Below are 24,370 nucleotides of genomic sequence, written 5' to 3' on the forward strand. Positions count from 1 at the left end.
TTGGGCCGGCGCGGATTGCCGCGCCGGCCTTCGCCGAAATCCAAGCGAAACGCCGCCGGTACCAAGATCCCCAGGGCGGATCCGAAGCCATCCGGCGAGCCAGCCCCGAAGGACAGTTGATGCGCACGAACACTCTTACCGGCATCCTGGCGGCAGCGGCCTGCATGTTGACGATGGCAACTGCCTCGAACGGCGAGAATGTCGTTGACGACGCCCTTGTTGCGGTCGCGTATGAAGAAGGTGGCCGGTATTTCACGGATGATGACATTCCGACATACAGGATCCAGGAGGACGGAACCGTCGACTGGCTGACCTATTCGGGCTTTCGCCGCTACCACTCCGAATGTCACGTCTGTCACGGACCTGAAGGCGAAGGGTCGACCTACGCGCCTGCCTTGAAGGTTTCCGCCATCGAGATGGACTACTACGACTTTGTCGATGTGGTCACGAATGGACGGAAGAAGGTCAACGCCTCCGCGAATTCCGTCATGCCAGCATTCGGAACCAATCCGAACGTCATGTGTTACCTCGACGATATATACGTCTATCTGAAAGCACGCGGCACCGATGTCGTGGCGCGTGGCAGACCGAGCAAGAAGGAAGCGAAGTCGGATGACATCCGGGAGCAGGAAAATGCCTGCCTCGGGTAACCGGCGAGGGCAGGTGGCTTCAGACCGGTGGATGAACAGGCTCGCCGCACTTCTGGCCGCGTTGGTTGCAGTGCCGGCTGGATCGCTTCAAGGCACCGTTGACCGTGCCTTTGCGCAGACGTCGGATCTCGTGTCCACATCCGAGTTCCGCGTGTGCGCCGACCCTGCGAACTTGCCCTTGTCGCACGAATCCGGATCGGGTTACGAAAACCGGCTGGCGGAGTTGTTCGCCGGGAAACTCGAGCGACCGGTTGCGTACACATGGTTTCCGATGGCAACCGGCTTCGTACGCAATACGCTCAGAGCGAACCGCTGCGACGTGATCATGGGCTATGCGCAAGGCCATGAACTGGTTCTGAACACCAACCATTACATGACTTCGGCCTACGCCCTGATCGTGCCGAAAGACAGTACCCTTTCCGACGTGAAAACGCTTTCCGACGCTGCCCTGAAGGGCAAGCGTCTCGGCATTGTCGCGGGATCGCCGCCTGCGTCGCACCTGGCCCGAAACGGCATGATCGCAAAGGCGAAACCCTATAACCTGTTCGTTGACCGCAGGGTGGAGTCACCCGCAGTCGACATGCTTGACGACCTGAGGGCGGGGACCATCGACGCAGCGGTGCTCTGGGGCCCGATCGGCGGGCCTCTGGTAAAGTCGGATTTTCCGGAATTCCAGCTCACACCTCTGCTGCAGGAGGAAAATCCACCGCGCCTGTTTTTCCGCATCACCATGGGGGTCAGGCCAGGCGAGAAGGTGTGGCAACGCAAGCTCAACTCCCTCATTCGCAGAAACAGAACCGAAATCAACGCCATTCTTCTGGACGCCGGTGTTCCGCTGCTGGATGACATGGGAACGCAGACCCTGAAGGGAGACTGACATGGGTTTCGCGGCCGCTTCTCCGAGGATCAGCGGTATACGCCACGGCCTGGCCATTCTTGTCCTGGCACTTCTCGTGACACCGCTGGCAGCCCAGGACATCGCCGAGCCGGACGGCTATCGGGGCAAACCCTACCGGGCACCTGTGCCGGGCACCTTGGCCGGCGCCACGGTTCTGTCGACTGACGAGGCCCACCGGATATGGAAGAACGGGGAGGCGCGTTTCATCGACGTGTTGCCGCGGCTTCCCAAACCGGCAAAGCTCCCGGAAGGAACCGTCTGGCGCGACAAGCCGCGGAACAGCATCCCCGGAAGCATATGGCTGCCGAACGTGGGTTATCAGACAATCCCTGAGATTGATGCGGCTTATTTCAGGCAGGGTCTTGCGGCTGTAACGGCAGGCGACAAGTCGCAACCTGTGGTGATCTTTTGCCAGGCGGATTGCTGGATGTCCTGGAATGCGGCGAAACGGGCTGTCGAATATGGCTACACGGACATCCATTGGTATCCGGACGGCACGGATGGCTGGCGTGCGGCAGGCTATCAGCTTGAACGGGTAGAACCGGAAGAGCGGCCCGATTGACTGAATTCTGGTCCTGCGATGCTCTAATCCCGGAAGACGCCGTTTTTCAGAATGTAGGTCATGCCCCGTCGCCAGGACGTGTCGGTGTTCGATCGCACATCGACAGCCATTGCGCGCAGGATTTCTCCCGTCCGGACATCCTTCACGGACAGGTTCATCGAGACAATGAGGTTCGAGATCTTATGGACGGAACCGGCCACGGCATAGTCGGCGCCAAGTGTTTGGCCAAACCGGATATCGCAGCCGTAGCACTGGCCCGGATTGGCAATGTTCGCAAGTTTGTTCTCGATCGGCGCCAGGTCCACAAGCATCAGACCTTCATCCAGAAATCTCTGTTCCACGAGACGTTCAACCAGCGCCAGCCGCTCGGTTTCGTCCGCGCGTACGCCGTTGTAAGCGCCTTCTGTGGACATATCCACGAAGCCGAGCCCCAGAAACGCGACCTTGGCACCGTGACGCAGGCCTTCAGCGGACGCGGCCGACATCATCGCGATGCTCGTCAAAGCTGCAATGAACCCTCTCATCCTATCAGAATACGGCGTTAAAAATGCACGACAATCGATCCTAAAGTATCGATTTTGCGACGGTAATTTCTTTGGCAAAATCTGGAAAAGCAGGGATCGGACCGGTTCATGATACGCTCTTTGATTGTAGCTGCCACTTGCTGCTTCGGTTTCGCGACCGGCCTGCTCGGTCATGCAATCCCGAGCCCGGCCTGGGCGCTGGATATCAATGTCGGGGTCCTGCGGGTCGATCGTCCGGTTCTGGCACCCGTCTCCCGTTTTGACCGTAGACCCGACAATCTGGGGTTCGCGGGTGCACTGCTCGGAAACCAGGACAACGAAACGACCGGGTCCTTTCTGGGGCACAGCTTCTCCTTCGAAACACGACCCACGACACCGGAAAACCTTGAGGCGGATGCCGCGGGCCTGGTCGAGGCCGGGGTCAGGATCATCGTTGTTCTGGGCCGGGGAGAGGACGTGCTGACGGTCGCCGACAAAGCCGGCCCGGAGGCTCTTGTCTTCAACGCCGCAGCGCCCGAGGTCGAACTGAGGGGAGAGAACTGCCGTCCCAACCTGCTTCATGTCGCACCAAGCCGGGCCATGCTCGCCGACGCGCTCGCACAGTTTCTGGTCTGGAAGAAATGGACCCGCTGGCTGCTGATTTCCGGATCCAATCCGGACGATAAGCGGCTTGCCGAGGCCTATCGCCGTTCCGCAACGAAATTCGGCGCCGAGATTGTAGAAGAACGTGTTTTCGAGGACACGGGCGGATCGCGCCGTTCCGACAGCGGTCATGTCCTGGTACAGCGTCAGATCCCCGTTTTCACGCAGGAAACAAGGGAGCACAATGTCGTGGTCGCCGTGGACGAAAGCGACGTGTTTGCGCTTTATCTGCCTTTCCACGCCTGGACGCCGCGCCCGGTTGCCGGATCGGGCGGCCTGCGGCCCGTGAGCTTTCATGCCGCGCATGAAGCCTGGGGCGCGACGCAGTTCCAGAGGCGGTTCGAGAAACAGAACGGCAGATACGTGCACCCGGAAGATTACAATGTCTGGGTCGCGTTTCGCGTCATCGGTGAAGCTGTCGCCCGGTCTTCCAGTGACAATGCGGCCGTTCTTCGGGACTACATCCTGAGCGACGCATTCGAACTGGCCGCGTTCAAGGGGCAAAAGGTGACCTTCCGCTCCTGGAACGGCCAGCTCCGGCAACCCGTTCTGCTGACGGACAGCAAGATAACGGTCAGCGTTTCGCCACAGGAAGGATTTCTGCACCACCGCTCGCCCCTGGACAGCCTGGGGATCGACGAAGCGGAAAGCGCCTGTTCGGCCTTCGGAAACTGACGCGAATGGAGGAATGACACCATGAACCGGATGCAGTCGCTGGCTGGACGATACGGCCTGATAGCCGGTGTCTTCCTGCTCTCGCAAACGATGCTGCCGTCTTCTCCGGCGTTTGCCAACAAGGTCTATGTGAGCAACGAGAAGGGAAACACGGTCACCGTGATCGACAGCGAAACCTGGGAGCCGATCACCGAATTTCCGGCCGGCAACAGGCCGAGAGGCATCGGCATCAGCCCCGGCGGCGACCACCTTTATGTTTGCGCGTCCGACGACGATACCATCAAGGTATTCGACGCCCAAACCTACGAGTTCCTGTGGTCCTTGCCCTCCGGGCCCGATCCGGAGTTGTTCGTGATAAGCCCGGACGGCAGCAAACTCTATGTGTCCAACGAGGACGACAATCTGGTCACCGTCGTGGACACGCAAAAAAGGACGATCGTCGCCGAAGTGCCCGTTGGCGTCGAGCCGGAGGGGATGGCGATCAGTCCGGATGTCCGCTTCGTGGTCAACACCTCCGAAACGACCAACATGGCTCATTTCATCGCGACCGAAGACTACCAGATCAAGCACAACATCCTGGTTGATCAGCGGCCGCGTTATGCGCGTTTTACCAATGACGGCAGGACGCTCTACGTCAGTTCGGAGATCGGCGGTACGGTGTCCGTCATCGACATGCTTGGTGAAACCGGTCCGGAACTGACCGGAAAGATCAGCTTCGAGGTTTCCGGTGTTCAGCCGGAATGGCTGCAGCCCGTCGGCATGCGGATCACGTCTGACAACAAATGGCTGTTCGTGGCATTGGGCCCGGCCAACCGGGTCGCGGTAATCGACACCGCCAGCAATGAAGTTGTTCGATACGTCCTTGTCGGACAGCGCGTCTGGCAGCTCGATTTCACCCCCGACGAAAAGTATCTGCTGACCACGAACGGCAATTCCAACGACATCACCGTCATCGATGTCGCCAGTCAGGAGGCGGTGAAATCCATCCAGGTCGGACAACAGCCGTGGGGCGTTGTTGTTGCGCCCGACTGAGCGGCCAGGCCTGAAACGCGGAAACCGGGAGAACACCATGAACCGTTTGCGAGAAGTCGTTGCAGCGTCCGCAACATGGATGCTTGAACAGCTGCTGCGGGGGCTCCCGGTGCGTCTCGGCCTTGCCGGTGCCGGTCTGGCCGTCTGGTTCATGTTCGCAGGCGCTGCGTTCGCCTCGGACCAGCCGGTTCTGCGCGCTGCTGTTCTGAAAATCGGCACGGTCAACTGGGAATTGGACACCATCAAACGCAATGGTTTCGACGCCGAATCCGGTTTTGAACTGATTGTCCAGCCGTTCGCGGACAATGGTGCGACACGTGTCGCACTTGAAGGAGGCGAGGCGGATGTAGCGGTTGCGGACTGGATCTGGGTCGCCCGGCAGCGCGCCGCCGGCAAGGACTATGTTTTCATCCCGTATTCCAAGGCGGTCGGCGGGCTTGTGGTTCCGGAAGACAGCCCGGCAAGAAACCTTACTGATCTCAAGGGACAGAAAATCGGCATCGCGGGCGGGCCTGTCGACAAAAGCTGGCTGATCCTGCAGGCCTATGCCCGGAAGGAATACGGCTTCGATCTTGCTGCGGAAACCGAACAGGTTTTCGGCGCCCCGCCGCTCATTTTCAAGACGGCGCTACAGGGCGAAACAGCCGGCGCCATTAATTTCTGGCATTTCCTCGCCAAGATGAAGGCGACCGGAATGCGCGAACTCGTTTCCGTCGAGACGGCCGCGACGTCACTCGGTCTGGATCCGGACATTCCGCTCCTGGGCTACGTCCTGAAGGAAAGTTATCTTCAGGAGAACCCGGCCATCGCCCTTGCGTTCTACAAGGCGTCGCGCATGGCCAAAGATCTGCTGGCCAATAACGACGCGGCCTGGGAGCCCTTGCGTCCGCGCATGAACGCAAAAACGGACGCGCAGTTCGAAACTCTTCGCCGTGATTTCAGGGCAGGCATTCCCGCGCCGGGGAACGTCAGCGAGGACGGTGCGGCCACCTTCTTTCTGCTGATGGCGCGCCTGGGTGGCGAGAAACTCGTCGGCAACACCCGCGAACTCCCCGCCGGTCTCTTCGTTGAACTTGAGTGACACAACGTGCCCGTCTCGATCGTCCGCATGGTTTCCCTGGTCGCATTTCTGGCGGCCTGGTCCCTGCTGGCACGGATCAGCGGCGACCCGACGGTGCTTCCGTCACCAGTTGGCCTCCTTGCGCCGTTTGTTCAGGAAGTGATGTCAGGCGCGTTGTTCGAACACCTGTCGGCAACAATCCTTCGCGTGATCGCAGCGTTCTGCATTGCCATGACGGCCGGCGTGTGTCTGGGACTGGTCATGGGCACCTACCCGGAGATCGATCGGTGGCTGGACCCCTGGCTGGTCGTATTCCTGAATTTGCCCGCGCTTGTCCTGATTGTCCTCTGTTATCTCTGGATCGGTCTCACGGATGTCGCTGCCGTCGCCGCGGTTGCGCTCAACAAGATACCCGGCGTGGCTGTCGTCCTTCGCGAGGGAGCGCGCGCGCTCGATCCGGACCTGCGCGCGATGGCGCGCGTCTACAGGGTGAGGCGCGCGGCGTTTCTGCGCCATTTCGTTCTGCCCCAGCTCGCGCCCTACATCGCAGGCGCGGCCCGTTCCGGGCTCGCGGTCATCTGGAAGGTGGTGCTCGTTGTCGAGTTTCTGGGCCGGTCCAACGGCATCGGATTCCAGATCCATCTCTATTTCCAGCTGTTCGACGTGACCATGGTTCTCGTCTACGCGCTGAGCTTCATCATCTTCATGCTGGCCGTCGAATGGGTGCTGCTGCAGCCCGCGGAAAGCAGGGCCAGGGCCTGGAGGCAGGCATGATCTGCGTCGACATAAAGGCCAAGAACTTTGGTGCATCACGAATTCTGCAAGATGTTGCGTTCAAGGTGCCGAAAGGCGATTGCCTCGCAATCCTCGGCAAGTCGGGTGTCGGCAAATCCACGTTGCTGCGCCTCGTCGCCGGACTCGATCAGGACTACGAGGGCACGGTCCGGCGCCCCGGGAGAATGGCCTTCGTTTTCCAGGAACCGACGCTGCTGCCGTGGCGGACAGCGCTGGACAATATCCTGATCGTTCATCCGGAACTTTCGGAAACGTCCGCGCGTGACATGCTGGCGAATGTCGGTCTTGACGACAAGACAGACCTGTTTCCGAGGCAGATGTCGCTCGGCCAGCAGCGCCGGTTGTCGCTTGCACGCGCCTTTGCCGGCTGCCCGGAACTGCTGATCCTCGACGAACCGTTCGCCTCGCTCGACCGGAAAACCGCGGCTGCGATGATCGCATTGACGAAACGTCTGATCAGCGAAAACGCGCAGTCGACCTTGTTCGTCACCCACAGCAAGGAGGAGGCGGACGAACTGGCCGACAGCACGCTGCTGCTTGCCGGCACACCCGCAACCGTCGTCAGGGACGGGACACTGTTTCAATATCAAAGGGAGAAAGCATCATGAAAAGACTTGCCGGACTGTCCATTGTCCTTAGCATGCTGGCAGTGCCCACCGTTGCACACGAATTCGGTTTCGCCGGAATTCTCGACAAATCGAACCGGGAAGAATTGCCGGACCTCATCCTGTCCTCCGGCAAGCCGATCGCGGATGCGCCGCTCATCTTGAAGTCAGGCACGATGTACGAGGTGGAAATCGTGTCGGACGGAAGTGCGGAGCTTGCGCTCGAAGGCCCCGGTTTCTTCCGGGCGATCTGGGTCAACGAAGTCGTGATCAACGGCCTCGAGGTTCGGCCCTTCGGACTGGAAAGCGTCGAGTTCGATGACGCCGGAACCATGGAAATCGAGTTTCTGGCGATCAAGCCCGGCCGGTATTTCCTGCGCCAACCCGGATCCAAAGGTGAAAACCAGCGGGTCGAGATCACGATCCAGTAGCGTCGGCCGGCCAGTCATCGGTCCATGCAATCGGTGTTTCGACCTCGCCGTGGCCCCTGCATGGAACGATCCTGCCGGCGGAAGAGGGATGAGCCGGTTGTGTCCGGTTCAAGAAACTCTATCCAACTTGTGCCGTTGAGACAGCGGCGCAACTCTGTTGAGCGCCAAGCCGGGATACGGTGTGTTCTCCCGGAACTGTCGTCCCGGCCTTCCGCTGCGCTTTTGCCGGAATGACAGGAGCATTGACTGGGGATCGCCTGAATAGACAATCACCGGGTTAAACCGGACGGCGGTGGGCCTGACCGCAAAAGGATGGCCGTCAGAACAGAATGCGTCCGTTTTCAACGATCATGCGATCATCCAGAAAGACGGTCGGGTTCAGCACCACGAGGTCTATGTGAACGTTGCTTTGCACCGTGCCGCCGTAATAGACATTATCGCCGATCGCGATATGAACCTGGCCCTGCCGCTTCTTCACCTCCTGAAAAATCCCGTCAGGACGGGATGAAGGATTGAGGCCGATACCGAATTCCGCAATGTTGTCGGCCTGCGGAACCGTTGAGACAATTGTCCTGAGTTCGTCGGCCTGCGGGCAATCCCCCATGACCTCGACAACCTTTCCCATCTCGACACGGATCTTGATCGGCACATCCGGTTTTCCGACGATCGCCGCCGGCCCATCCACAACGAATACGCCGTTTGCCTGTCCCTCGATGGGGCGCGAGGACACTTCCCCGTCCGGCAATCCTGCCATGTATCCCGCTTCCCGCACATAGCCGCATTCGATGATCACATCATCAAAGGCGATGGGCGCTTGTATGTCGGTTCCAGCTTCGGACGTGATCCGCATCTCCCGGCTGTTCCGCCAGATCTCAGCCAGGGCATCTCCGGATTTTTTTACTGCCGCATAGTCCGCCGTGGCACCACCGGCCGTCAGCGTATCAAGGTCGCGCATGGCCAGGGACATGACACGAAGGCGTTTTGCCGCCAGCAACTGTTTCACCTTCGCGGCATAGACAGGTGCGCCGCTGGACTTCGTCAGGCCGATCAGAACATCTGCCTGCTCCAGACCATGCTCGATAACAGGGTTCATCAGGTTCTTGTTCGCAGCCGAGCGGGAAGGTTGCAGCAAAACCGCATATTCGGCTCCGATCTTGTGCATCGTCTTCTGAAGCGCCGCTATCATTTCACGCGGGCTGTCCTCGTCGCACATGATCGCCACCTGTTCCGTGGCTTTCACGTCCATGAGCTCGCCGGCAATCTTGTCGGCCGCTTCCTCTGGTGACAGTTTCTTGTCGTCCGCCATTTCCTAGAACTCCGCAGCCTGAAGGTTTTTTGCAGGCAAAATATCGGCTTCGCTCAGTCGCGGCATATACATGACGATGATGTTTGCCCCGGCATGTGAAACCACTTCAACACGATGCTCCAAACCTTTGGGAATGAATATGAATTGACCTGGATGCATGACGACACTGTCCTCGATCCCGAAGATCTTCAGTTCACCGGACAACATGTAGACCATCTGATCCGACACTGCGTGGAAATGCGGGTCGGCGCCGCCACCGTGGCCGAGAAAACCATGAATGACCTCGATATCCGACGGGTTCTCATGCCTTGGCCACAATCGGTGATTCAGCGTTTTCGCGTGTCTTGGAGGCGAAAATGAGCCCAGTTTTGCAGGGTCGACGAGAAGATCGGACAGTTTCATGTTGAAGTCTTGTCTGTCAAATGAGCAAAGCTTTTGAACTTCGGTACGTTCAACAGGAAAGTAAGACGAACACGGATATTGAGTGTATCAATATTATCGAATGCTTTGTTCAGTTTTTCTAACTTCGTGGCAAGTTTACATTTGTTCGATGGAGTCAAACAGGGTTGCACGAAGCATCTCGGCTGCCGGCGAAAGCGATCGTCCCCGGACAGTGAGAAATCCCACTTCACGTGTCAGTTCCGGTTCGGCCAGCGGCACGGAGACGAGAGACTCATGATCGGGGCAGGCAGACCTTGGCAAAGCCGAAACGCCGAACTGTTTTTCAACCAGACCCCAGAGCGTTCCAAGTTGAGAAACCTCGTGGACAGGGCTTGGCATCAGTTCGGCAATGGCACTTGAAGATCTGAGTTGTTGACCGACATTGGTTTCGGAACTCAGGGAAATGTAGCTGAATTCATGCAGGTCCTGCCAGCACACAGGCTCGGGCCGGGAGGCAAGGGGGTGGTCCCTTGGGCACAACAGGCAATAACTTTCCTGAAACAGCGGCTCGAAATTCAGTTCCGGGCTACGAACGGGACCACCGGCTATCCCAAAATCCGCGTCGTGGTCCAGGACAAGATGTTCCACGCTTGATCCGGTGCCATCGCGGATCGTCACCTGTATGTCCGGGTATTTTTCTTTGAAGCTCAGGATCACGGACGGAAGAATGTTGATCGCAATGGAAGCGAGGCTCGCGATCTTTACGCGCCCTTTGCTGAGCTGCCCCTGGCTCGACACCTCCTGGAAGGTCATTTCCATTTCCTGCAGCCATCTCTGGATGCGCGGATAGAGCTGCTCGCCTATCATTGTGAGCTGCATGTGGCGCGTCGTTCGATCAATGAGCCTTGTTGAAAGGACATCTTCCAACTGACTGATGTTCTGGCTCAGCGCCGACGGGGAAATACACAATTCGTCCGCCGCTAGCGCGAAGCTGCCAAGCCGCGAAACACTCTCGAAAGCACGAAGATGCCGGATCGTTGGATATATCATGATTGCTTCATAATAGCTTTCAATTTTTAATTTTACAAATTAATAGCGGTTGGCTGTACTGGCCGTATGATGCTGATAAAAAATGCTATGCTCTACGCGCCGGACTTTCGCGGTCCCGCCGACCTCCTCATCATTGGTGAACAGATTGCTCAGGTTTCAGAGCCTGGTGCGGCGACACCCTTACCCGGTACGAAAGTGATCGATGCGCAGGGTCGCGCCATCGGCCCCGGTTTCATCGACAACCATGTTCATGTCCTGGGCGGTGGCGGAGGACTGGGCTTCCGGTCCCGGGTGCCTGAGCTGCAGACAAGTCAGCTGACCCGCGTCGGCACGACAACCGTCATCGGCATGCTGGGGTATGATCAATCGACCAAGGACATGCGCGGGCTTCTGGGCAAGACAAAGGGCTTTATCGGCGACGGGATCTCGGCCTTTGCGCTGACCGGCGCCACCTTGAGGCATCCGGTTCCGACGCTGACAGGGGATCTGTGTGACGATATCGCCTTTATCGATTCCATTATCGGCGTGGGGGAAATTTCTATCTCCGAGCTGGGCTACGGGTATGACAGTCTCGGACCGGGGGCGCAGTACATCGCCGAAACCCTGGTACAGGCCCTGCTGGTCGGGCGTCTGGCAGGAAAGGGTGGCATATTGTGTCTTCAGGTGCCGCCCTATTTCGAGCAGTGCCTGAAACCGCTCTTTGCAATGCTTGACAAAAGCCACGTCCCGATCGAGCAGATGGTACCGTCACACGTCAATCAGACCGACGGCTACATGGCGGACGCGATCACGTGGGGCAATCGTGGCGGCTGGGTGGATGTCGGTGCGAATTACCGGCCTGACAACCACTACGCTCGCTCAACCCAGCCTGCAGAAGCTGTCACACAGCTGATCGAGGCCGGGGTTCCGATGCACAAGATCCTGATAAGCTCGGACGGCAATGGCGCGCCTCCAAAAGAGGAAAAGGGAGAAGCAGTCCCGACCCGAGCCAACTACGGTCATGTCGGAAGCCTGCACATGGTATGGCGGCAATTGATCGAACAGGATCGCCTCAAGCCGGAAGAGGCACTGACCCTCGTCACGAGCAATGTGGCAACGGCATACCACCTCAAACAAAAGGGGCGTGTCGATGTGGGAATGGACGCAGATCTGCTAATTTTCGACGAGAATTGGAATGTCGACACCGTAATCGCGCGTGGCAAGGTCATGGTCGAAGAGCGTGAGGTAGTGGTGCGAGGCATGTTTGAGACAACAATTCTCGAGGGTCTCAAGTAATCCGAACTGTCTCAAGAGGTTTTCCTTGTCACTGAGCAACACTGCCAAAAAACTCGCCCGTGGAGAGGTTTCTTCCGAGGAAATCACGGATGACTGTCTGACAAAAATCGCCGGGTTGGACGGGAAACTCGGCGCATTTGTTTCCGTGTTTGAAAAAGAGGCGCGCAATGCGGCAAGAGCCGCCGATGCTCTGCGGTCCATGGGCACCGAACTTGGCCCCCTGCATGGAATTCCTGTCGCGGTGAAAGACCTTTTCCACATCAGGGGACATGAAACGCGGGCCGGGACACGAAGCCATTCGATACCGCCCGACCTGGCGTCCGCTGCGGCCGTCCGGAAACTGACCGATGCAGGCATGATCGTGATCGGCAAAACGCATACGGATGAATTCGCCTACGGCGCCTGGGGCGTGAACAGGTTGTGCAGTTCCCCCTGGAATCCCTACGATTTGGAAACGCACCGCGTCGCCGGAGGGTCGAGCAGTGGCTCGGCGGTCGCTGTCAGCGCGGGATTGGTCCCGTTCGCTCTCGGGTCTGATACGGGCGGTTCTGCGCGGGTGCCGGCCTCTTTTTGCGGATGTGTTGGTGTGAAGCCCTCGTTCGGATTGATTGACAGGAAAGGTATGGTTCCCCTCAGTCCAAGTCTTGATGTCGTCGGATTTTTTGCCAACAGCATCGGCGATGCAGCCTTGCTGTTTGACGTGCTGGTGGACACAGACACGGCCGGTGCAAAGCCAGAGACACGCGTCAGCGGCGAACACAGAGGCCGGAAAATTCAAAAACTCGAAAGCGTGTGCATAGGGTTCCTTCCAACGCAGTTTCTTCGGAACGTGAATAGCGACATCTTGCGGCTCTATGAAAAGTCGCTGGATGCATTGAAAGCGTCCGGAGCGACAATGGTGGAGTTTCGGCCACCGCGGCCGTTCAGTGCCTACCTGACCGACACGGTCAACCTCGTGAGCGCGGAAATCTACGCCACGTTCGGGCAACTGGCGGAGAAGCTGGACTGTGAAATGCAGCCTTTCATCCGGGAGCGCATTCTGGATGGCAAGGCCGTTTCCGCCTCGCAATACTCGGTCCTGTTGAAACGCCGCAACGATGCGATTGCGGAATTGCGTCATGCCATGGACGGTATTGACGCACTCGTGACGCCAACAAGTGCTGACGTCGCGATACCGGTTGCCGAGGTCGACTTGACTGCCCCGGCAACACCTTATGCCCGGTTCGTGAACTATCTGGACCTTGCCGGTTTGTCTTTGCCCTGCGGATTGACGCGTACAGGTCTGCCGGCCGGTTTGCAGGTGGTGGTCAAGCGTTTCGACGATCGAAGAATGTTTGAAGTCGGCGCATGCATTGAGAAAGCCCTGGGTAAGCTGCAAGCATCAGCCTTGGGGAACAAGTGGCGCTGATTGCATCGATCTCGCCGTAACCGTATCCTCCAGCCACCCAATGCGCATTTCCGGTACCGATCTGATCAAAAGTTTCGTGTAGGGATGTTGAGGGTCCTTCAAAATTTGTCGGGTTGGACCATTCTCAACGATCCGCCCCGAGTTCATGACCACGATGTCGCTGGCAAGCGATGCGACGGTGGAAAGGTCGTGACTGATAAAGACAATGGAGACCCCGATTTCCCGCTGCAGTCGCTTGAGCAGTTCGATGACGTTTCCGCCAACGATCGTATCAAGTGCCGACGTGACCTCGTCGCAGAGTATGACTTCCGGCTCCGCAGCCAGCGAGCGCGCCAGGTTGACACGCTGTTTCTGGCCTCCTGACAGTGCGTCGGGATGCCGGCTTGCGAATTCCGGGGTCAAGTCGACGAGGCGCAGCAGTTCGTCTACGCGCGCGCGTTTGTCTTTGCCCTTGAGGCCGAGATAGAACTCCAGCGGCCGGCCGATGATATCGCCGACCCGTTGCCGCGGATTGAGCGCGGTGTCTGCCATCTGATAGACGAATTGGATCTTTCTCAACTGCTCGATCGAACGTCGCCGATAGGACGGTTCGAGTTCGCGACCGTCAAGGAGAAGGGCCCCCTCGGAGGGTGGAAGCAGGCCGGCATAGACCCTTGCCAATGTCGACTTCCCGCTTCCAGATTCTCCAATGACCCCGACTGTCGACCGTTTTGGAACCGAGAAGTCGATGTTTTCCAGAACGTTGACGGCGGGCTTGCCATTCCAGGCTTTGCCATATCCGGCAGAGACATCGAGCATCGTGGCGACATCTTCTGTTTTTTTGGTGCTGCCCTGGGTGACGTCCGCGACGGTATCGGCACTCCAGGGTTTTGCGGCCGCCATAAGCCGTTTGGTGTAGCTGTGCTTCGGGTTGTTTATGATGGCGTCGACCGGGCCTCTTTCCATCACCTCACCACCATACAGGACGACGATGTAGTCGGCGATTTGCGCGACGACGGCGAGGTCATGACTGACATAGATGGCGGCAGCGCCTTCTTCATGGATGACCTTTTTGAATGCCTTGAGTACCTCGATCTGGGTTGTCACGTCGAGCGCCGTTGTCGGCTCGTCGAGGACAAGCAGATCCGGCTTGCCGCAAAGCGCCATTGCCGCCATCAGCCGCTGCAATTGCCCTCCGGAAACCTGGTGCGGATAGCGATCGCCGATCGTCTCGGGGTTCGGCAGATCGAGCGACTTGTAGAGCTCCAGGGCTCTTGCATCGGCTTCCTGGCGGGACAGCAGGTTGCGGGTCACGGAAGCTTCGACAACCTGCTCATTGATCTTGATGGACGGATTGAACGTCGCCGCAGCACTTTGTGCAAGGTAGGCGACCTTGCGTCCTCTCAAGGGGCGCAATTCAGCCGTGGTTTTCCGGCAGAGGTCTTGGCCGAGCAAACGTGCCTGGCCGCCTGAGAATTTCAAGCCAGGCTTGCAGTAGCCGAGCGCAGACAGAGAGATGGTCGTCTTTCCCGAACCGGATTCGCCGATGAGCGCAACCACCTTGCCTTTCGGAACCTGAAAATCCACGCCCTTGACGATCTCCAGTTCGCTTCCGTCTGATTGCGGTGCACTTACGCGCAGTTGATGTGCTTCGAAAACAATATCGGTCGACATGTCTTACATCCGCCCGGAGAGTTTGCCGCCCGCGAAGGCCGAAATGTCGTCGACGATGAGGTTGATTCCGATCGTCAGCGTCGCAATTGCGACCGCTGGTGCGACAACCGGCACCAGGGAACCGTCATAGGACTGGAATGCACCAAGGTTCTCACGCACCATGGAGCCCCAGTCCGCGCGCGGAGGCTGCACGCCAAGCCCGAGGAAACTGAGGCTCGAGACGAACAGGATAACGTATATCAGGCGCAGGCCGAAATCGGAGATGAGCGGCATAGCGGCGTTCGGCCATATCTCGCGTGCGACCAGCCACCAGGTGTTTTCACCGCGTAATCTTGCGGCCTCGACAAAGTCCATGACCATGATTTCGACGCCGAGCGCCCGCGCAAGCCGGTAAACGACAGTGGCGTAGACGAGACCCGCTGTGACGATCAGGATTGGGATGGAAGACCCGACTGCAGCGACCACCACCAGACCAAGCATGATCGTTGGCAGGCTCAGAAAGGCATCGTTGATGCGACTGAGCACCATGTCGGTTTTGGGGCCGGCAACAGCAGCGCCAACTCCGAGGATGACCCCCACAACATAGGCAAGCAGGGTTGCTGCTATGGAAATGCCGATCGTTCGACTGGCGCCGTACATGAGCCGGCTGAGAATGTCACGATCGCTGAAGTCGGTTCCAAGCGGCGCTCCTGCTCTGGGGTGTTGGAACTCGCTGTAATCATCGGGAAAAGGGAGGTCGTTTTCGCCATAGGGGGCAAGCCAAGGTCCCAGGATCGCAACAAGCAACCAGAACGTCACCACCGCTGCTCCAATCCATCCGCCGAACGTCAAACGGAATTTTCTGCGCGGAGGACTGTCCTGCAATTCGGAAAACGCTGCATCGTCGTCTTCCTGCGCGACGAAATGGGTATCCATGTAGGTGTGATGGTCTTTGCTGCTCACTTGGAATACCTCAACCGGGGATTTGAAACGATTGCAGCAATGTCGGCGATCAGCATCAGGCAGACGTAAGCTGCGCAGAAAATCATTCCAACGGCCTGGACGACCACGAAGTCACGCGTTTGCACACCCTGCACGATCAGCGTCGCAAGTCCTGAATACGCAAAGAAAATCTCGACGACGATCACGCCCGTGACCAGATAGGCGAGGTTCAGTGCCACCAGGTTCACGATGGGGCCGATGGCATTCGGCAAAGCGTGACGCAGGATTATTCTCTGGCGGGACAACCCCTTCAGTATGGCCATTTCGATGTAGGGCGAACTCATGACATTCAAAACGGCTGCGCGGGTCATCCGCACAAGTTGCGACGCTATGATCAGGCACATGACCCCGATTGGAAGCGCGAAATGCTTGATCAGCTCCCAGAAACTCAGTCCTTCGATGCTGCCGATCACGACGGAATTTCCAACGCCGAGCCAAAATACAAAAATGAGAACGAGGAGGGTTGCCGTGAAAAACTCAGGCGCGGCAACGAGACTGACCGTCACGAGTGTCAGCAGCCGATCATAGAGGCTCCCTGGAAACATGGCGGCGAGAATGCCGAATGTGAGCGAGATTGGCACCCCGATCATGGCCGTCAGGAGGCTGACGATGAGGGTATTTTTGTAGCGGTCGGCGATCAGTTCGCTGACGGGCGCATCTCCGGCGAGCGAGTTCCCGAGGTCGCCCTGCAAAAAGGCGAACAGCCAATTCAGGTACTGTTGCCAAACCGGCAGGTCGAGCCCCAGTCTGGTGCGCAACGCGGCGAGGTTTTCCGGCGTCGCCTCCTGTCCAAGGCGGATCTGTGCCGCATCGCCCGGCAGCACCTTGGTGCCAAGAAAAATGATGATCGACACCGCACAGATGGTGATGGTGCCGATCACAAGCCTCTTAAAGATCAGATACAACATGCGAAGCGGCCTCTGAGGCAAACCAGATCAGTGTTTCGTCGAAGGCCGCTTGTCGAAGTTGCATTCGATCGTCTCCTAGGCGTCGTCCCGCCACAGGAACGGCGGGCTTTCGCAACCACCGAAATTGTTCAGCGGTACATGCGTCCGGCCTTTCACGTGATCGGCGGCACCGTCGATATAGTTCGTGTGTGCCGGGAAAATGCTGCCACCCGTTTCATGAATGAGTGTCTGCATGTCGCAGTACATCTGTTTTCGCTGCACCGGATCGGTGACCGCCAGAACATCCACCAGAAGTTTGTCGAATTGTTCGTTTTTCCAGTAGGATTCGTTCCACTTTGCCGTGGAGGCGAAGGCAACTGACATCATGATGTTCGCGGTGGGACGCATGTTCCACTGGGTGGCACAGAACGGCGCGACTTTCCAGACGGAACTCCAATAGCCGTCGGTCGAAACTTTTTGCACATCGATGTTCATGCCGATCTTCTGCGCTTCACGCTGGAGGAAGAGCGCTTGATCGACAGCGCCAGGCGTGACATCGGCAACAACAATCGGAACAGCGGTGTTTCCGACACCGGACTTGTCGAAGTGGAATTTCGCCTTGTCCGGATCAAGCATGCGCTGCGGGATTTCCGCGCAGTGATCGGGGTAGGCCGGACCGATCGGCTGGTCGTTTCCGAGTGTGCCTTGTCCTTTCAGGACACCTTTCACGATCCGTTCGCGGTCCATCAGATACTGAATGGTCCGAATGAGATCGGTATTGTTCGAAACGGGCAGGTCGCGGCGAGCTGCAATCCCCATGAAAGCCCCGGACTGCAATGCCCAGATTCCGACACCGTCCGTCGACTCGATCTTTCCGATCGTCCTGGGATCGACGTTTGCCATTGCGTCGATCTCGCCTGAAAGGAGCGCGTTGAGGCGGGCGACGGGGTCGGGGATTGCAAAGTGTTCAAGCTCATCCAGGTGTCCACCATCTTCCCAGTAGTTGTCGAAGCGCGCGCCGACGCAGCGGACACCGGGCTTGAACTCCTTCACCGTGTAGGGTCCGGTGCCAACCGGGTTAGCGAAGTCCGTCCAGCCGTCCGGTATGATCTTGAACTGGAAAGTACCGAGCGCAATCGCAAAATCTGCATTCGGTGAACTCAGGATTGCACGGACTTCGTAATCATTCACCTTCTCCCAACGGTCCACCATGCTGAACAACGTTGCACCGGTGGAAGCGGAGTCGGGACCGACATGCCTGTTCATGGAATAGAGGACGTCATCGGCGGTCATCGTTTTGCCGTTGTGAAACTCCACGCCCTTGCGCAGTTTGAACGTCCATTCGGTCGCATTGTCGTTCGTTGAGATTTCTTCCGCGAGTTCCGGCTGGTAACTCAGATCGTCCTGAAGCCGAACCAGAGACCCGTAAAACATCCGGCCCCGGAAATAGTCGATGTTTGATTTGAAGGCAGCAGGATCAAGCGTGTCGCCGGGGCTATGGGCCTCGATTGCCATAACCAGCCGGCCACCTTTTTTCGGAGTTGCGGCGATGGCCTGCTTGGTGGACCCGAAGATCGCGCCAGCCGCGCCCGCCGTTGCACCGGCCGCCATCATCCATGCCAGAAACTCCCTCCTGGAAGCGCCTCGCTTGATCATTTCTCTGACAGTCGCTTCGTCGGCCTGCGTCAGGTCAAGGCGGTTTGCGCTCTTGTATTCGTTTTCCATTTGCTTGATCTCCGTGAGACTGCCTGTGGTACTGACAACAGCAAAACGCAGAAGCTCGGATTAAAAAAATTAAATTTTCCGACGGATTATTTAGTCTAGCTGAAAAGACAGGATGTGCCCAAAGTTTAGACAGCGGAGTCTTGTTGGATTTACCTCAGAAAACCGAGTCGTTGCACATCAGGCAAGCAGTTTTGAAGGTCCGTCTGAAGCGCTTTTCGATCATCGCATTGAGGATCTTGAAGGGATTGAGGTCCACGGAGTTGATGTTTTTTTCCTAAAACCGGTCACACCTGCTCTTGATTGTTCTTGTTCCCGCAATGGGACTCCGAATTCGGAAAAGCAGGAAGGGGAGCTGTGCTGCCCAATTAAGCGTCATTGCTGGCCACTAATTGCTCTTTTACAACAATTTCAATTGTTTAGAGTAGCGGAGGAACAGCCTGATCAAGGGATCGCCCGGCCTGTGACACGGAAATGAGAGCCCGCCGTTCGTCCGGCGTGAATACGCGTATCTGCGGGCATGATCATGCTCCCGTTCGAACGCCTTCCGCATCGGAGTACGAATGCCCAACGTCTCAAGTTACCCGATCGCAAACGACTGGTTTTCGATCTCCAGGGTCGATGATACGACGGACATGTTGCTGGAACCGCATGTTCATGTTCTGGAACAGGCGAACATGTTCTTCGTGCGCGGGTCCGAACGCGACATGATCATCGACACCGGAATGGGTATCGTTCCGATCGCACCTTATGTCGACCCGCTGTCGGCCAAGCCGCATTCCGAGATCATCTGCGTGTCGACCCACACGCATATCGACCATATCGGCGGCGTCCACGAATTCGACACGCGCCTCGTGCACCCGATCGAAGCGGACGAGATGGCGTCTCCCTCCATCATGAGCACGATCATCCGGGATGAAATCGATCCGGTCCTGCTGGAGCTATTTGCGTCCTCGGGTTATCCGCCGCTGGACGAACTGCTCATCTCTGCGTTGCCTTATGAAGGTTACGAGCCGGCCTCCTATACGCTCAAGGGCGCGCCCGCCACCGGACTGCTCGAGGAAGGTGATACCGTCGACCTCGGCGACCGGCAATTCACCGTCCTGCATGTGCCGGGACACTCGCCGGGCAGCATCGCGCTGTTCGAGGAAAAAACCGGGATCCTGTTTGCCGGAGACGCGATTTATGATGGTCCACTCATTTATGACGGGCCGGGAATGAGCGTTGACGACTATGTGGTCACCATGAAGAAGCTGCAGGCACTCGACGTGACAATCGTTCATGGCGGTCACGATCCGAGTTTCGACAGGAAACGCCTGAACAAAATCGTCGAAAAATACTTCCGGATCTGGGGTGTCTGAGGCGCCGTCTCAGGACAGCCCCTTGAGTTCGGCAACAGTCCAGTGACGCGTGAACGCGTTGCCGTCGAAACGCGCGTGATGGGTCACCAGCCGATCATTGCCGGTTCGGAGGTTTTCGCAGAGTACCTTTCCAACGCGGTTCGGCTGGCTCGACAACTCGATGACAGCGGCGCCTTGCTCAATCCGGCCGAAACTGTACTCCGGCTGGAACAGGTCGTTGAGTTGATCCCGGTCGCAATCGGTCAGCGCTTGCGCAAGCGCGTCTTTCCATGGGCGCGCCAGGTTCTTCCGGGTGGGCCGGTCACAGGCGAACAGAAATCGGGATGATGCGGTGATCAGAAATCCCCAGAAACCGCCTGCGCATGTGAACACCCGGCCTTCCGGCGCAGGTTCGTCAATTTGTTGCTCCAGCCACAGCTCGACAAAATCAGCGTCGATACCGTACTCGAAAAGGCCGCCTGAGGCTCGCTCAAGACGGCCGATATCCCGCCCGGTCTCCGGCCCCTGAAGATTGATTGCCCTCTGCCAGGTGCAAATCCCGTTTTCCACCGCCGCCCAGCCGGCAAACCCCTCCGAGGCGGCGAGGGCCAGCAGGTCGTCCTGCGAGAGGTCGGCGAGGCGGGCCGCCGTCACCCCATTCGAAAACCTGGCCGGAATGCGCAAATCGGCATAAAGGCCCCGGGACTGAAACCAGTAGACCTGCGTGTCGTGATCTTCAAACTCCGGCGCCTCTGCCGGAGCCTTGATATAGGCGCGGCGCCAAAGACCTTGTATCGCGTGGTCGGTAACGGGCTCTGACACCGTGTGCGCGATGCGGTGCATCAGGCCGCCGCGACGCTGTATGAGCCGAAGGCGGCAATGATTTCATCGGATGAGCGAACAGCACCCGTTTGCAGATACTCCATCGCATCGAGCGCGGCAGAATGAGCTTCCGGATCGGAACCGCCGACGCAATCCTTCACGACACGGCAGTAAAAATCCTTCTGGTGGCCGTCCGCGAACGTGTAGTGAACGCACACATTGGTCAGCCCGCCGACCATGAGCAGCGTGTCGGCCTTGAGGCCGCGCAGCAGGATATCGAGATCGGTTCCGATGAAGCAGGAATACCGCCGCTTCTTGATGACGTAGTCATCCGGCCGGAGCCCGACGATATCGTCGGCGATTTCCGTTCCTTTGCGCCCTTCGACGCAATGAACGTCTTCGGTGCCGTCCAGTTCACGGCCAAAGTCGACCATGTCGGGGCGGTGGGCTTCCTGAAAGAAGATCACCGGAATATCGCTCGCACGCGCGGCATCGATCACCGTGCGGGCCTGGCGCATCGCAGTCGTGTAGGCGGACATCTTCGGGATGCCGCCGTCATAGTTTTCAAGAAACGCGCTCTTCTGGATGTCGATCACCAGCAAGACGGGTTTGCCGACGATCAGGGGCTGTTCGGGCATGGCTGTTGTCCTTCTGAGGTCAGGTGTCCTTGCGCGCCGGATCGGCACCGAGCAGGCGGGGCAGGTCACCGTAACGGGCAACTGCGCTGAAGACGGCGATCGAAACCAAAAGGAAGGTAATCGCCCCGACTGCCATGGTCGGCGTGAAACCGTTGCGCAACGAGTTGAAGATCTGCAGCGTTACCGTGCTGTAGGCGGAGGCGGACACGAAAAAGATGACGATGAATTCGTGGAAGCTCAACACCACCACGAAGAAGAAGCCGGACAAGGTGTAGGACAGGGTCTGCGGCAGGATGATCGTCCGCAGGATCGTCGCTTCGTCGGCACCCATGGTTTGCGCCGCGTCCAGATGGTACTTGTCGATCGATTGCAGCCCGATCGAAATCGTCACGAGCGGAAGCGCTGCAAGCAGTGCCGTGTGGCTCAGGATGCCGGTGAAGATGTTCCCCAGGCCGCCGACAAAGGTCCACAGGAAGCTGAGACCGACCCCGAACACGATGGGCGGCAAGGCGAAGGGCAGTCCGGCAAGCCCGGTGAGGGCCCGGGACAAGGGCGTGTTCCGCTTCCACTGGTCATAAGCGATCGGCCAGGTGATCAGCACGGCCAAGGTCGCGCTTGCGAGCGCGACAATGACGGAGTTTTCCAGCGAACGGAGCCAGACCGGTTCTGATATGAAAAACTCCCCGAAGCGGGCAAGTGTCGGGTCTTTCGGTGGAAACAGCATCGATCGGCCGCCATTGAGGGCGGACAGGCACACGATCACGATCGGCAGACTGATATAGGCTGCACAAATAAGCATGAAACCGTGTTTGAATGCGGCTTTCATCTGACCCGTTTCTCCGCAAGACGGCTGAGCCACAGGCTCGCCAGGATGAACACGCCGGCCGTGATCAGGAGCACCACGGCCTGGGCGGCGCCGAAGGGGGCGTTGAGCGTCGCACCCCGGATCGCCTCGTAGATCGAAACGGGCAGGGTCTGGTGCGCGGGTTCCGCGAAATAGGTGACGGTAACGTAGGCACCGAGCAGGTAAACGAACAGCAGCAGCAAGGTGCCCATGACGGGTATGCGGACAACGGGCACGATCACCGTCCGCATGACGGTAAAGGACCCGGCTCCCATGGTGCGTGCGGCTTCGATCATCGAGCGATCAATGCGCGACAGCGGTGCGTAGAGCAGGATCACCGCGTAGGGCCAAACCAGATAAGCCATGGTGAGAACCGTCGCCAGCTGCGATGTCTTGAACTTCACATTGCGCGGGTTCGCCAGACCCCAATCCTTCAGCACGGCAAGCCATCCCGTTTCCTTCAGCCAATCGGTCACTCCGGTTATCTTGAACAGCGCAGGCAGGCCCGAGCGGTTGGACAGCATGATGTCCCATCCCATCACGATGAAGACTTCCGACATGGACAGGCTGGCCAGAATGAACACCAGCCAGGCTGCCTGAACCGGGCGCGAACACTGACTGAGGAAATAGGTGAAGGGAAAGGCGAACGCGATTGCGATCAGCGATCCAAGGACTGCATAGGCCAGGGTGTACCCGAGCTTGTAGGCGTAGAGCAGCGTGATCTCGTCAGGCCAGCCGATGCCGACGAAAACGCGTGCATAGTTGCTCGGGTCGAAGGCCCACACCCAGCTCGCGCCTTCGATCTTCTCGCCGAAGCTGACGGCGATGACGAGCAGGATCGGTGACAGGAAAACAAAGATAAGAACGGCAGAAATCGCCGTCGTTATGATCGACCGCGTGCTAAACCGTTGGACGTCGCCGGCCGTCGCCTCCTGCTGGCCGCCCCTGAGGGAGCCCCTTTGGGTTTGCGCCAGGGAGGCCGCTGCCGTCAGATCGCTCATGCGGCGACATTCTCGCGCGGGTCAGCAGTTTGCCCCGCCTCGTCTGCAGCAGCAGTGGCGGCTTCGCCGGGGAAACAGAGGAGGGCGCCGGGTTTCATTCTGACCCCCGTCGTTTCGCCCTGGTTGACAGAGGCGGTGTCGGAGGACGGCATTTCGCAAATCACCCGTCCTGCACGCGTCTCGACGAAGACTTCCCGGGTCGGACCGACATCCCTTACGAAGCTGACAGGGCCGGTCAGGGTGTTTGGCGCAGTCTCGTCAACGGAACACAAGTCCACATTCTCCGGCCTGCAAACGAGCTGAACCGGTGCGCCGTCCACAAAAGGCGCGGGACTTTCGAGATCAAACGGGCATTCGCCGGCAAAGACACGACCGCCGCGAACAACGCCGTGGAGAAAGTTCGCCTTGCCGATGAACGCGGCCACGAACGGCGTTTCGGGGCGCTGGTAGATGTCTGTCGGCGATCCGATCTGTTCGCAGACACCATTGCTCATGACGACGATCTCGTCAGCCATTGTCATGGCCTCCCGCTGATCATGGGTGACGACGATCGTGGTGATGTTCAGCTGCTGCTGCAGCAGGCGCAATTCGACCTGCATGGTTTCGCGTAGTTGCGCGTCCAGAGCCGACATGGGTTCATCGAGCAGGAACACTTCCGGCTCCTGGGCAAGCGCACGTGCGATCGCGACGCGCTGGCGCTGGCCGCCTGACAGTTGTCCGATCCGGCGGTCGTGGAAATCCGCCATCTGAACGAGATCGAGCAGTTCCTGTGCGCGTCTTGAACGTGCTTTCTTTTCCACGCCGGAAATCATGAGGCTGTAGGCGACGTTCTCGCCGACCGACAAATGCGGGAAGAGGGCAAAGGACTGAAACACCATGCCAAACTTGCGCTTGTTGGCAGGCTGCGTCGTGATGTCCTCGCCATTGAGTGAAAGGCTCCCCCGGGTCGGCGTTTCGAGCCCGGCAATGATGCGCAGCAAGGTCGTCTTGCCGCAGCCCGAGGGTCCCAGAAGCGCCGTCAGTTTGCCCGTCGGAAAGACGAGATCGATGTTCTGCAGCGCAGTGACCTCGCCATATGTCTTTCTGACGTCCTTTAAGACCAGTCCGGCCATGAAGCAGCTACTTTCGAAACATTCTTTATTCGTGAGTTTCGGCTTTTGCGCCCGGTTGAAACCCGGAGCGAAACGC

The 24,370-nt window shown here is 58.5% G+C and carries 25 protein-coding genes; 12 read left to right on the top strand and 13 right to left on the bottom strand.

All coding sequences use genetic code 11. The annotated features are described in order from the left end of the window. Positions 1-173: 173 nt before the first annotated feature. From ACO07N_RS21585 to ACO07N_RS21595, 3 genes are read left to right on the top strand one after another with little or no spacing between them, the layout of a single operon-like run. On the top strand, positions 174-650 hold the full coding sequence (locus ACO07N_RS21585) for a c-type cytochrome, methanol metabolism-related (protein ID WP_421984469.1): 477 nt from the start codon (positions 174-176) through the stop codon (positions 648-650). Positions 651-681: 31 nt separating this feature from the next. After that, positions 682-1,527: a substrate-binding domain-containing protein gene (locus ACO07N_RS21590; RefSeq protein WP_421984470.1), complete on the top strand. Its 846-nt coding sequence runs from the start codon at positions 682-684 to the stop codon at positions 1,525-1,527. Between the two features lies 1 nt (position 1,528). Beyond that, positions 1,529-2,110 (top strand): PQQ-dependent catabolism-associated CXXCW motif protein, encoded by a 582-nt coding sequence (locus tag ACO07N_RS21595; protein ID WP_421983003.1) that lies wholly within the window; start codon positions 1,529-1,531, stop codon positions 2,108-2,110. Between the two features lie 23 nt (positions 2,111-2,133). Here ACO07N_RS21595 and ACO07N_RS21600 read toward each other — a convergent pair whose 3' ends face one another. After that, positions 2,134-2,634 carry a DUF3280 domain-containing protein gene (locus ACO07N_RS21600; protein WP_421983004.1) on the bottom strand — a complete coding sequence of 167 codons (501 nt, stop codon included), beginning with the start codon at positions 2,632-2,634 and terminating at the stop codon, positions 2,134-2,136. 108 nt (positions 2,635-2,742) lie between these two features. Here ACO07N_RS21600 and ACO07N_RS21605 point away from each other — a divergent pair, with 108 nt between their 5' ends. The 6 genes from ACO07N_RS21605 to ACO07N_RS21630 all read left to right on the top strand — a co-directional run bounded on the left by ACO07N_RS21605 (position 2,743) and on the right by ACO07N_RS21630 (position 7,874). Then, on the top strand, positions 2,743-3,951 hold the full coding sequence (locus ACO07N_RS21605; protein WP_421983005.1) for an ABC transporter substrate-binding protein: 1,209 nt from the start codon (positions 2,743-2,745) through the stop codon (positions 3,949-3,951). Positions 3,952-3,981: 30 nt separating this feature from the next. Continuing rightward, a complete protein-coding gene (locus ACO07N_RS21610; RefSeq protein WP_421984471.1) occupies positions 3,982-4,983 on the top strand; it encodes a PQQ-dependent catabolism-associated beta-propeller protein in 1,002 nt (333 codons plus the stop codon). A 151-nt stretch (positions 4,984-5,134) separates the two neighbouring features. After that, positions 5,135-6,064, top strand: a complete 930-nt coding sequence (locus ACO07N_RS21615; protein WP_421984472.1) for an ABC transporter substrate-binding protein — start codon at positions 5,135-5,137, stop codon at positions 6,062-6,064. Between the two features lie 27 nt (positions 6,065-6,091). After that, a complete protein-coding gene (locus tag ACO07N_RS21620) occupies positions 6,092-6,817 on the top strand; it encodes an ABC transporter permease (protein ID WP_421984473.1) in 726 nt (241 codons plus the stop codon). Then, positions 6,814-7,446 carry an ABC transporter ATP-binding protein gene (locus ACO07N_RS21625; protein WP_421983006.1) on the top strand — a complete coding sequence of 211 codons (633 nt, stop codon included), beginning with the start codon at positions 6,814-6,816 and terminating at the stop codon, positions 7,444-7,446. The genes ACO07N_RS21620 and ACO07N_RS21625 overlap by 4 nt, the downstream gene beginning before the upstream one ends. Further along, the gene (locus ACO07N_RS21630) at positions 7,443-7,874 is read left to right on the top strand and encodes a hypothetical protein (RefSeq protein ID WP_421983007.1); all 432 of its coding nucleotides are present in this window, start codon (positions 7,443-7,445) and stop codon (positions 7,872-7,874) included. The genes ACO07N_RS21625 and ACO07N_RS21630 overlap by 4 nt, the downstream gene beginning before the upstream one ends. Positions 7,875-8,193: 319 nt before the next feature. Here ACO07N_RS21630 and ACO07N_RS21635 read toward each other — a convergent pair whose 3' ends face one another. The 3 genes from ACO07N_RS21635 to ACO07N_RS21645 form a co-directional block, all read right to left on the bottom strand. After that, the gene (locus tag ACO07N_RS21635; protein WP_421983008.1) at positions 8,194-9,180 is read right to left on the bottom strand and encodes an aminopeptidase; all 987 of its coding nucleotides are present in this window, start codon (positions 9,178-9,180) and stop codon (positions 8,194-8,196) included. A 3-nt stretch (positions 9,181-9,183) separates the two neighbouring features. Continuing rightward, positions 9,184-9,582 (bottom strand): cupin domain-containing protein, encoded by a 399-nt coding sequence (locus tag ACO07N_RS21640; protein WP_421983009.1) that lies wholly within the window; start codon positions 9,580-9,582, stop codon positions 9,184-9,186. 135 nt (positions 9,583-9,717) lie between these two features. Continuing rightward, positions 9,718-10,611 carry a LysR family transcriptional regulator gene (locus ACO07N_RS21645; protein WP_421983010.1) on the bottom strand — a complete coding sequence of 298 codons (894 nt, stop codon included), beginning with the start codon at positions 10,609-10,611 and terminating at the stop codon, positions 9,718-9,720. Between the two features lie 87 nt (positions 10,612-10,698). Here ACO07N_RS21645 and ACO07N_RS21650 point away from each other — a divergent pair, with 87 nt between their 5' ends. Together ACO07N_RS21650 and ACO07N_RS21655 are read left to right on the top strand one after the other, a co-directional pair. Further along, entirely contained in the window at positions 10,699-11,886 is a 1,188-nt protein-coding gene (locus ACO07N_RS21650; protein WP_421983011.1) for an amidohydrolase family protein, read from the top strand. 25 nt (positions 11,887-11,911) lie between these two features. Beyond that, entirely contained in the window at positions 11,912-13,294 is a 1,383-nt protein-coding gene (locus ACO07N_RS21655) for an amidase (RefSeq protein WP_421983012.1), read from the top strand. Here the strand turns inward: ACO07N_RS21655 and ACO07N_RS21660 are convergent. The 4 genes from ACO07N_RS21660 to ACO07N_RS21675 all read right to left on the bottom strand — a co-directional run bounded on the left by ACO07N_RS21660 (position 13,268) and on the right by ACO07N_RS21675 (position 18,540). Next, on the bottom strand, positions 13,268-14,947 hold the full coding sequence (locus ACO07N_RS21660) for an ABC transporter ATP-binding protein (protein ID WP_421983013.1): 1,680 nt from the start codon (positions 14,945-14,947) through the stop codon (positions 13,268-13,270). The genes ACO07N_RS21655 and ACO07N_RS21660 overlap by 27 nt on opposite strands. Positions 14,948-14,950: 3 nt before the next feature. After that, positions 14,951-15,889, bottom strand: coding sequence for an ABC transporter permease (locus ACO07N_RS21665; protein WP_421983014.1), 939 nt, complete (start codon positions 15,887-15,889; stop codon positions 14,951-14,953). Then, complete coding sequence (locus tag ACO07N_RS21670) at positions 15,886-16,836, bottom strand: ABC transporter permease (RefSeq protein WP_421983015.1); 951 nt, start codon at positions 16,834-16,836, stop codon at positions 15,886-15,888. Before ACO07N_RS21670 ends, ACO07N_RS21665 begins: the two co-directional genes overlap by 4 nt. Before the next feature lie 75 nt (positions 16,837-16,911). Continuing rightward, positions 16,912-18,540: an ABC transporter substrate-binding protein gene (locus ACO07N_RS21675; RefSeq protein ID WP_421983016.1), complete on the bottom strand. Its 1,629-nt coding sequence runs from the start codon at positions 18,538-18,540 to the stop codon at positions 16,912-16,914. A gap of 560 nt (positions 18,541-19,100) precedes the next feature. On the opposite strand from ACO07N_RS21675, the gene ACO07N_RS21680 reads away from it, so the two are divergent. After that, on the top strand, positions 19,101-19,898 hold the full coding sequence (locus tag ACO07N_RS21680; protein ID WP_421983017.1) for an MBL fold metallo-hydrolase: 798 nt from the start codon (positions 19,101-19,103) through the stop codon (positions 19,896-19,898). A 9-nt stretch (positions 19,899-19,907) separates the two neighbouring features. On the opposite strand, the gene ACO07N_RS21685 is transcribed toward ACO07N_RS21680, so the two are convergent. Genes ACO07N_RS21685 through ACO07N_RS21705 form a run of 5 tightly spaced genes read right to left on the bottom strand, consistent with a single transcriptional unit; the run spans position 19,908 to position 24,294 of the window. After that, positions 19,908-20,720: a hypothetical protein gene (locus ACO07N_RS21685; RefSeq protein ID WP_421983018.1), complete on the bottom strand. Its 813-nt coding sequence runs from the start codon at positions 20,718-20,720 to the stop codon at positions 19,908-19,910. Continuing rightward, positions 20,720-21,337, bottom strand: a complete 618-nt coding sequence (locus ACO07N_RS21690) for a cysteine hydrolase family protein (RefSeq protein WP_421983019.1) — start codon at positions 21,335-21,337, stop codon at positions 20,720-20,722. Before ACO07N_RS21690 ends, ACO07N_RS21685 begins: the two co-directional genes overlap by 1 nt. A gap of 19 nt (positions 21,338-21,356) precedes the next feature. Next, on the bottom strand, positions 21,357-22,163 hold the full coding sequence (locus ACO07N_RS21695; RefSeq protein WP_421983020.1) for an ABC transporter permease: 807 nt from the start codon (positions 22,161-22,163) through the stop codon (positions 21,357-21,359). Next, entirely contained in the window at positions 22,160-23,182 is a 1,023-nt protein-coding gene (locus ACO07N_RS21700) for an ABC transporter permease (protein WP_421983021.1), read from the bottom strand. Before ACO07N_RS21700 ends, ACO07N_RS21695 begins: the two co-directional genes overlap by 4 nt. Beyond that, the gene (locus ACO07N_RS21705) at positions 23,179-24,294 is read right to left on the bottom strand and encodes an ABC transporter ATP-binding protein (protein ID WP_421983022.1); all 1,116 of its coding nucleotides are present in this window, start codon (positions 24,292-24,294) and stop codon (positions 23,179-23,181) included. The genes ACO07N_RS21700 and ACO07N_RS21705 overlap by 4 nt, the downstream gene beginning before the upstream one ends. Positions 24,295-24,370 lie beyond the last annotated feature (76 nt).

Origin of the sequence: Roseibium sp. (assembly GCF_965229775.1) — a bacterium.
In the GTDB taxonomy this organism is placed as follows: Bacteria; Pseudomonadota; Alphaproteobacteria; order Rhizobiales; family Stappiaceae; genus Roseibium.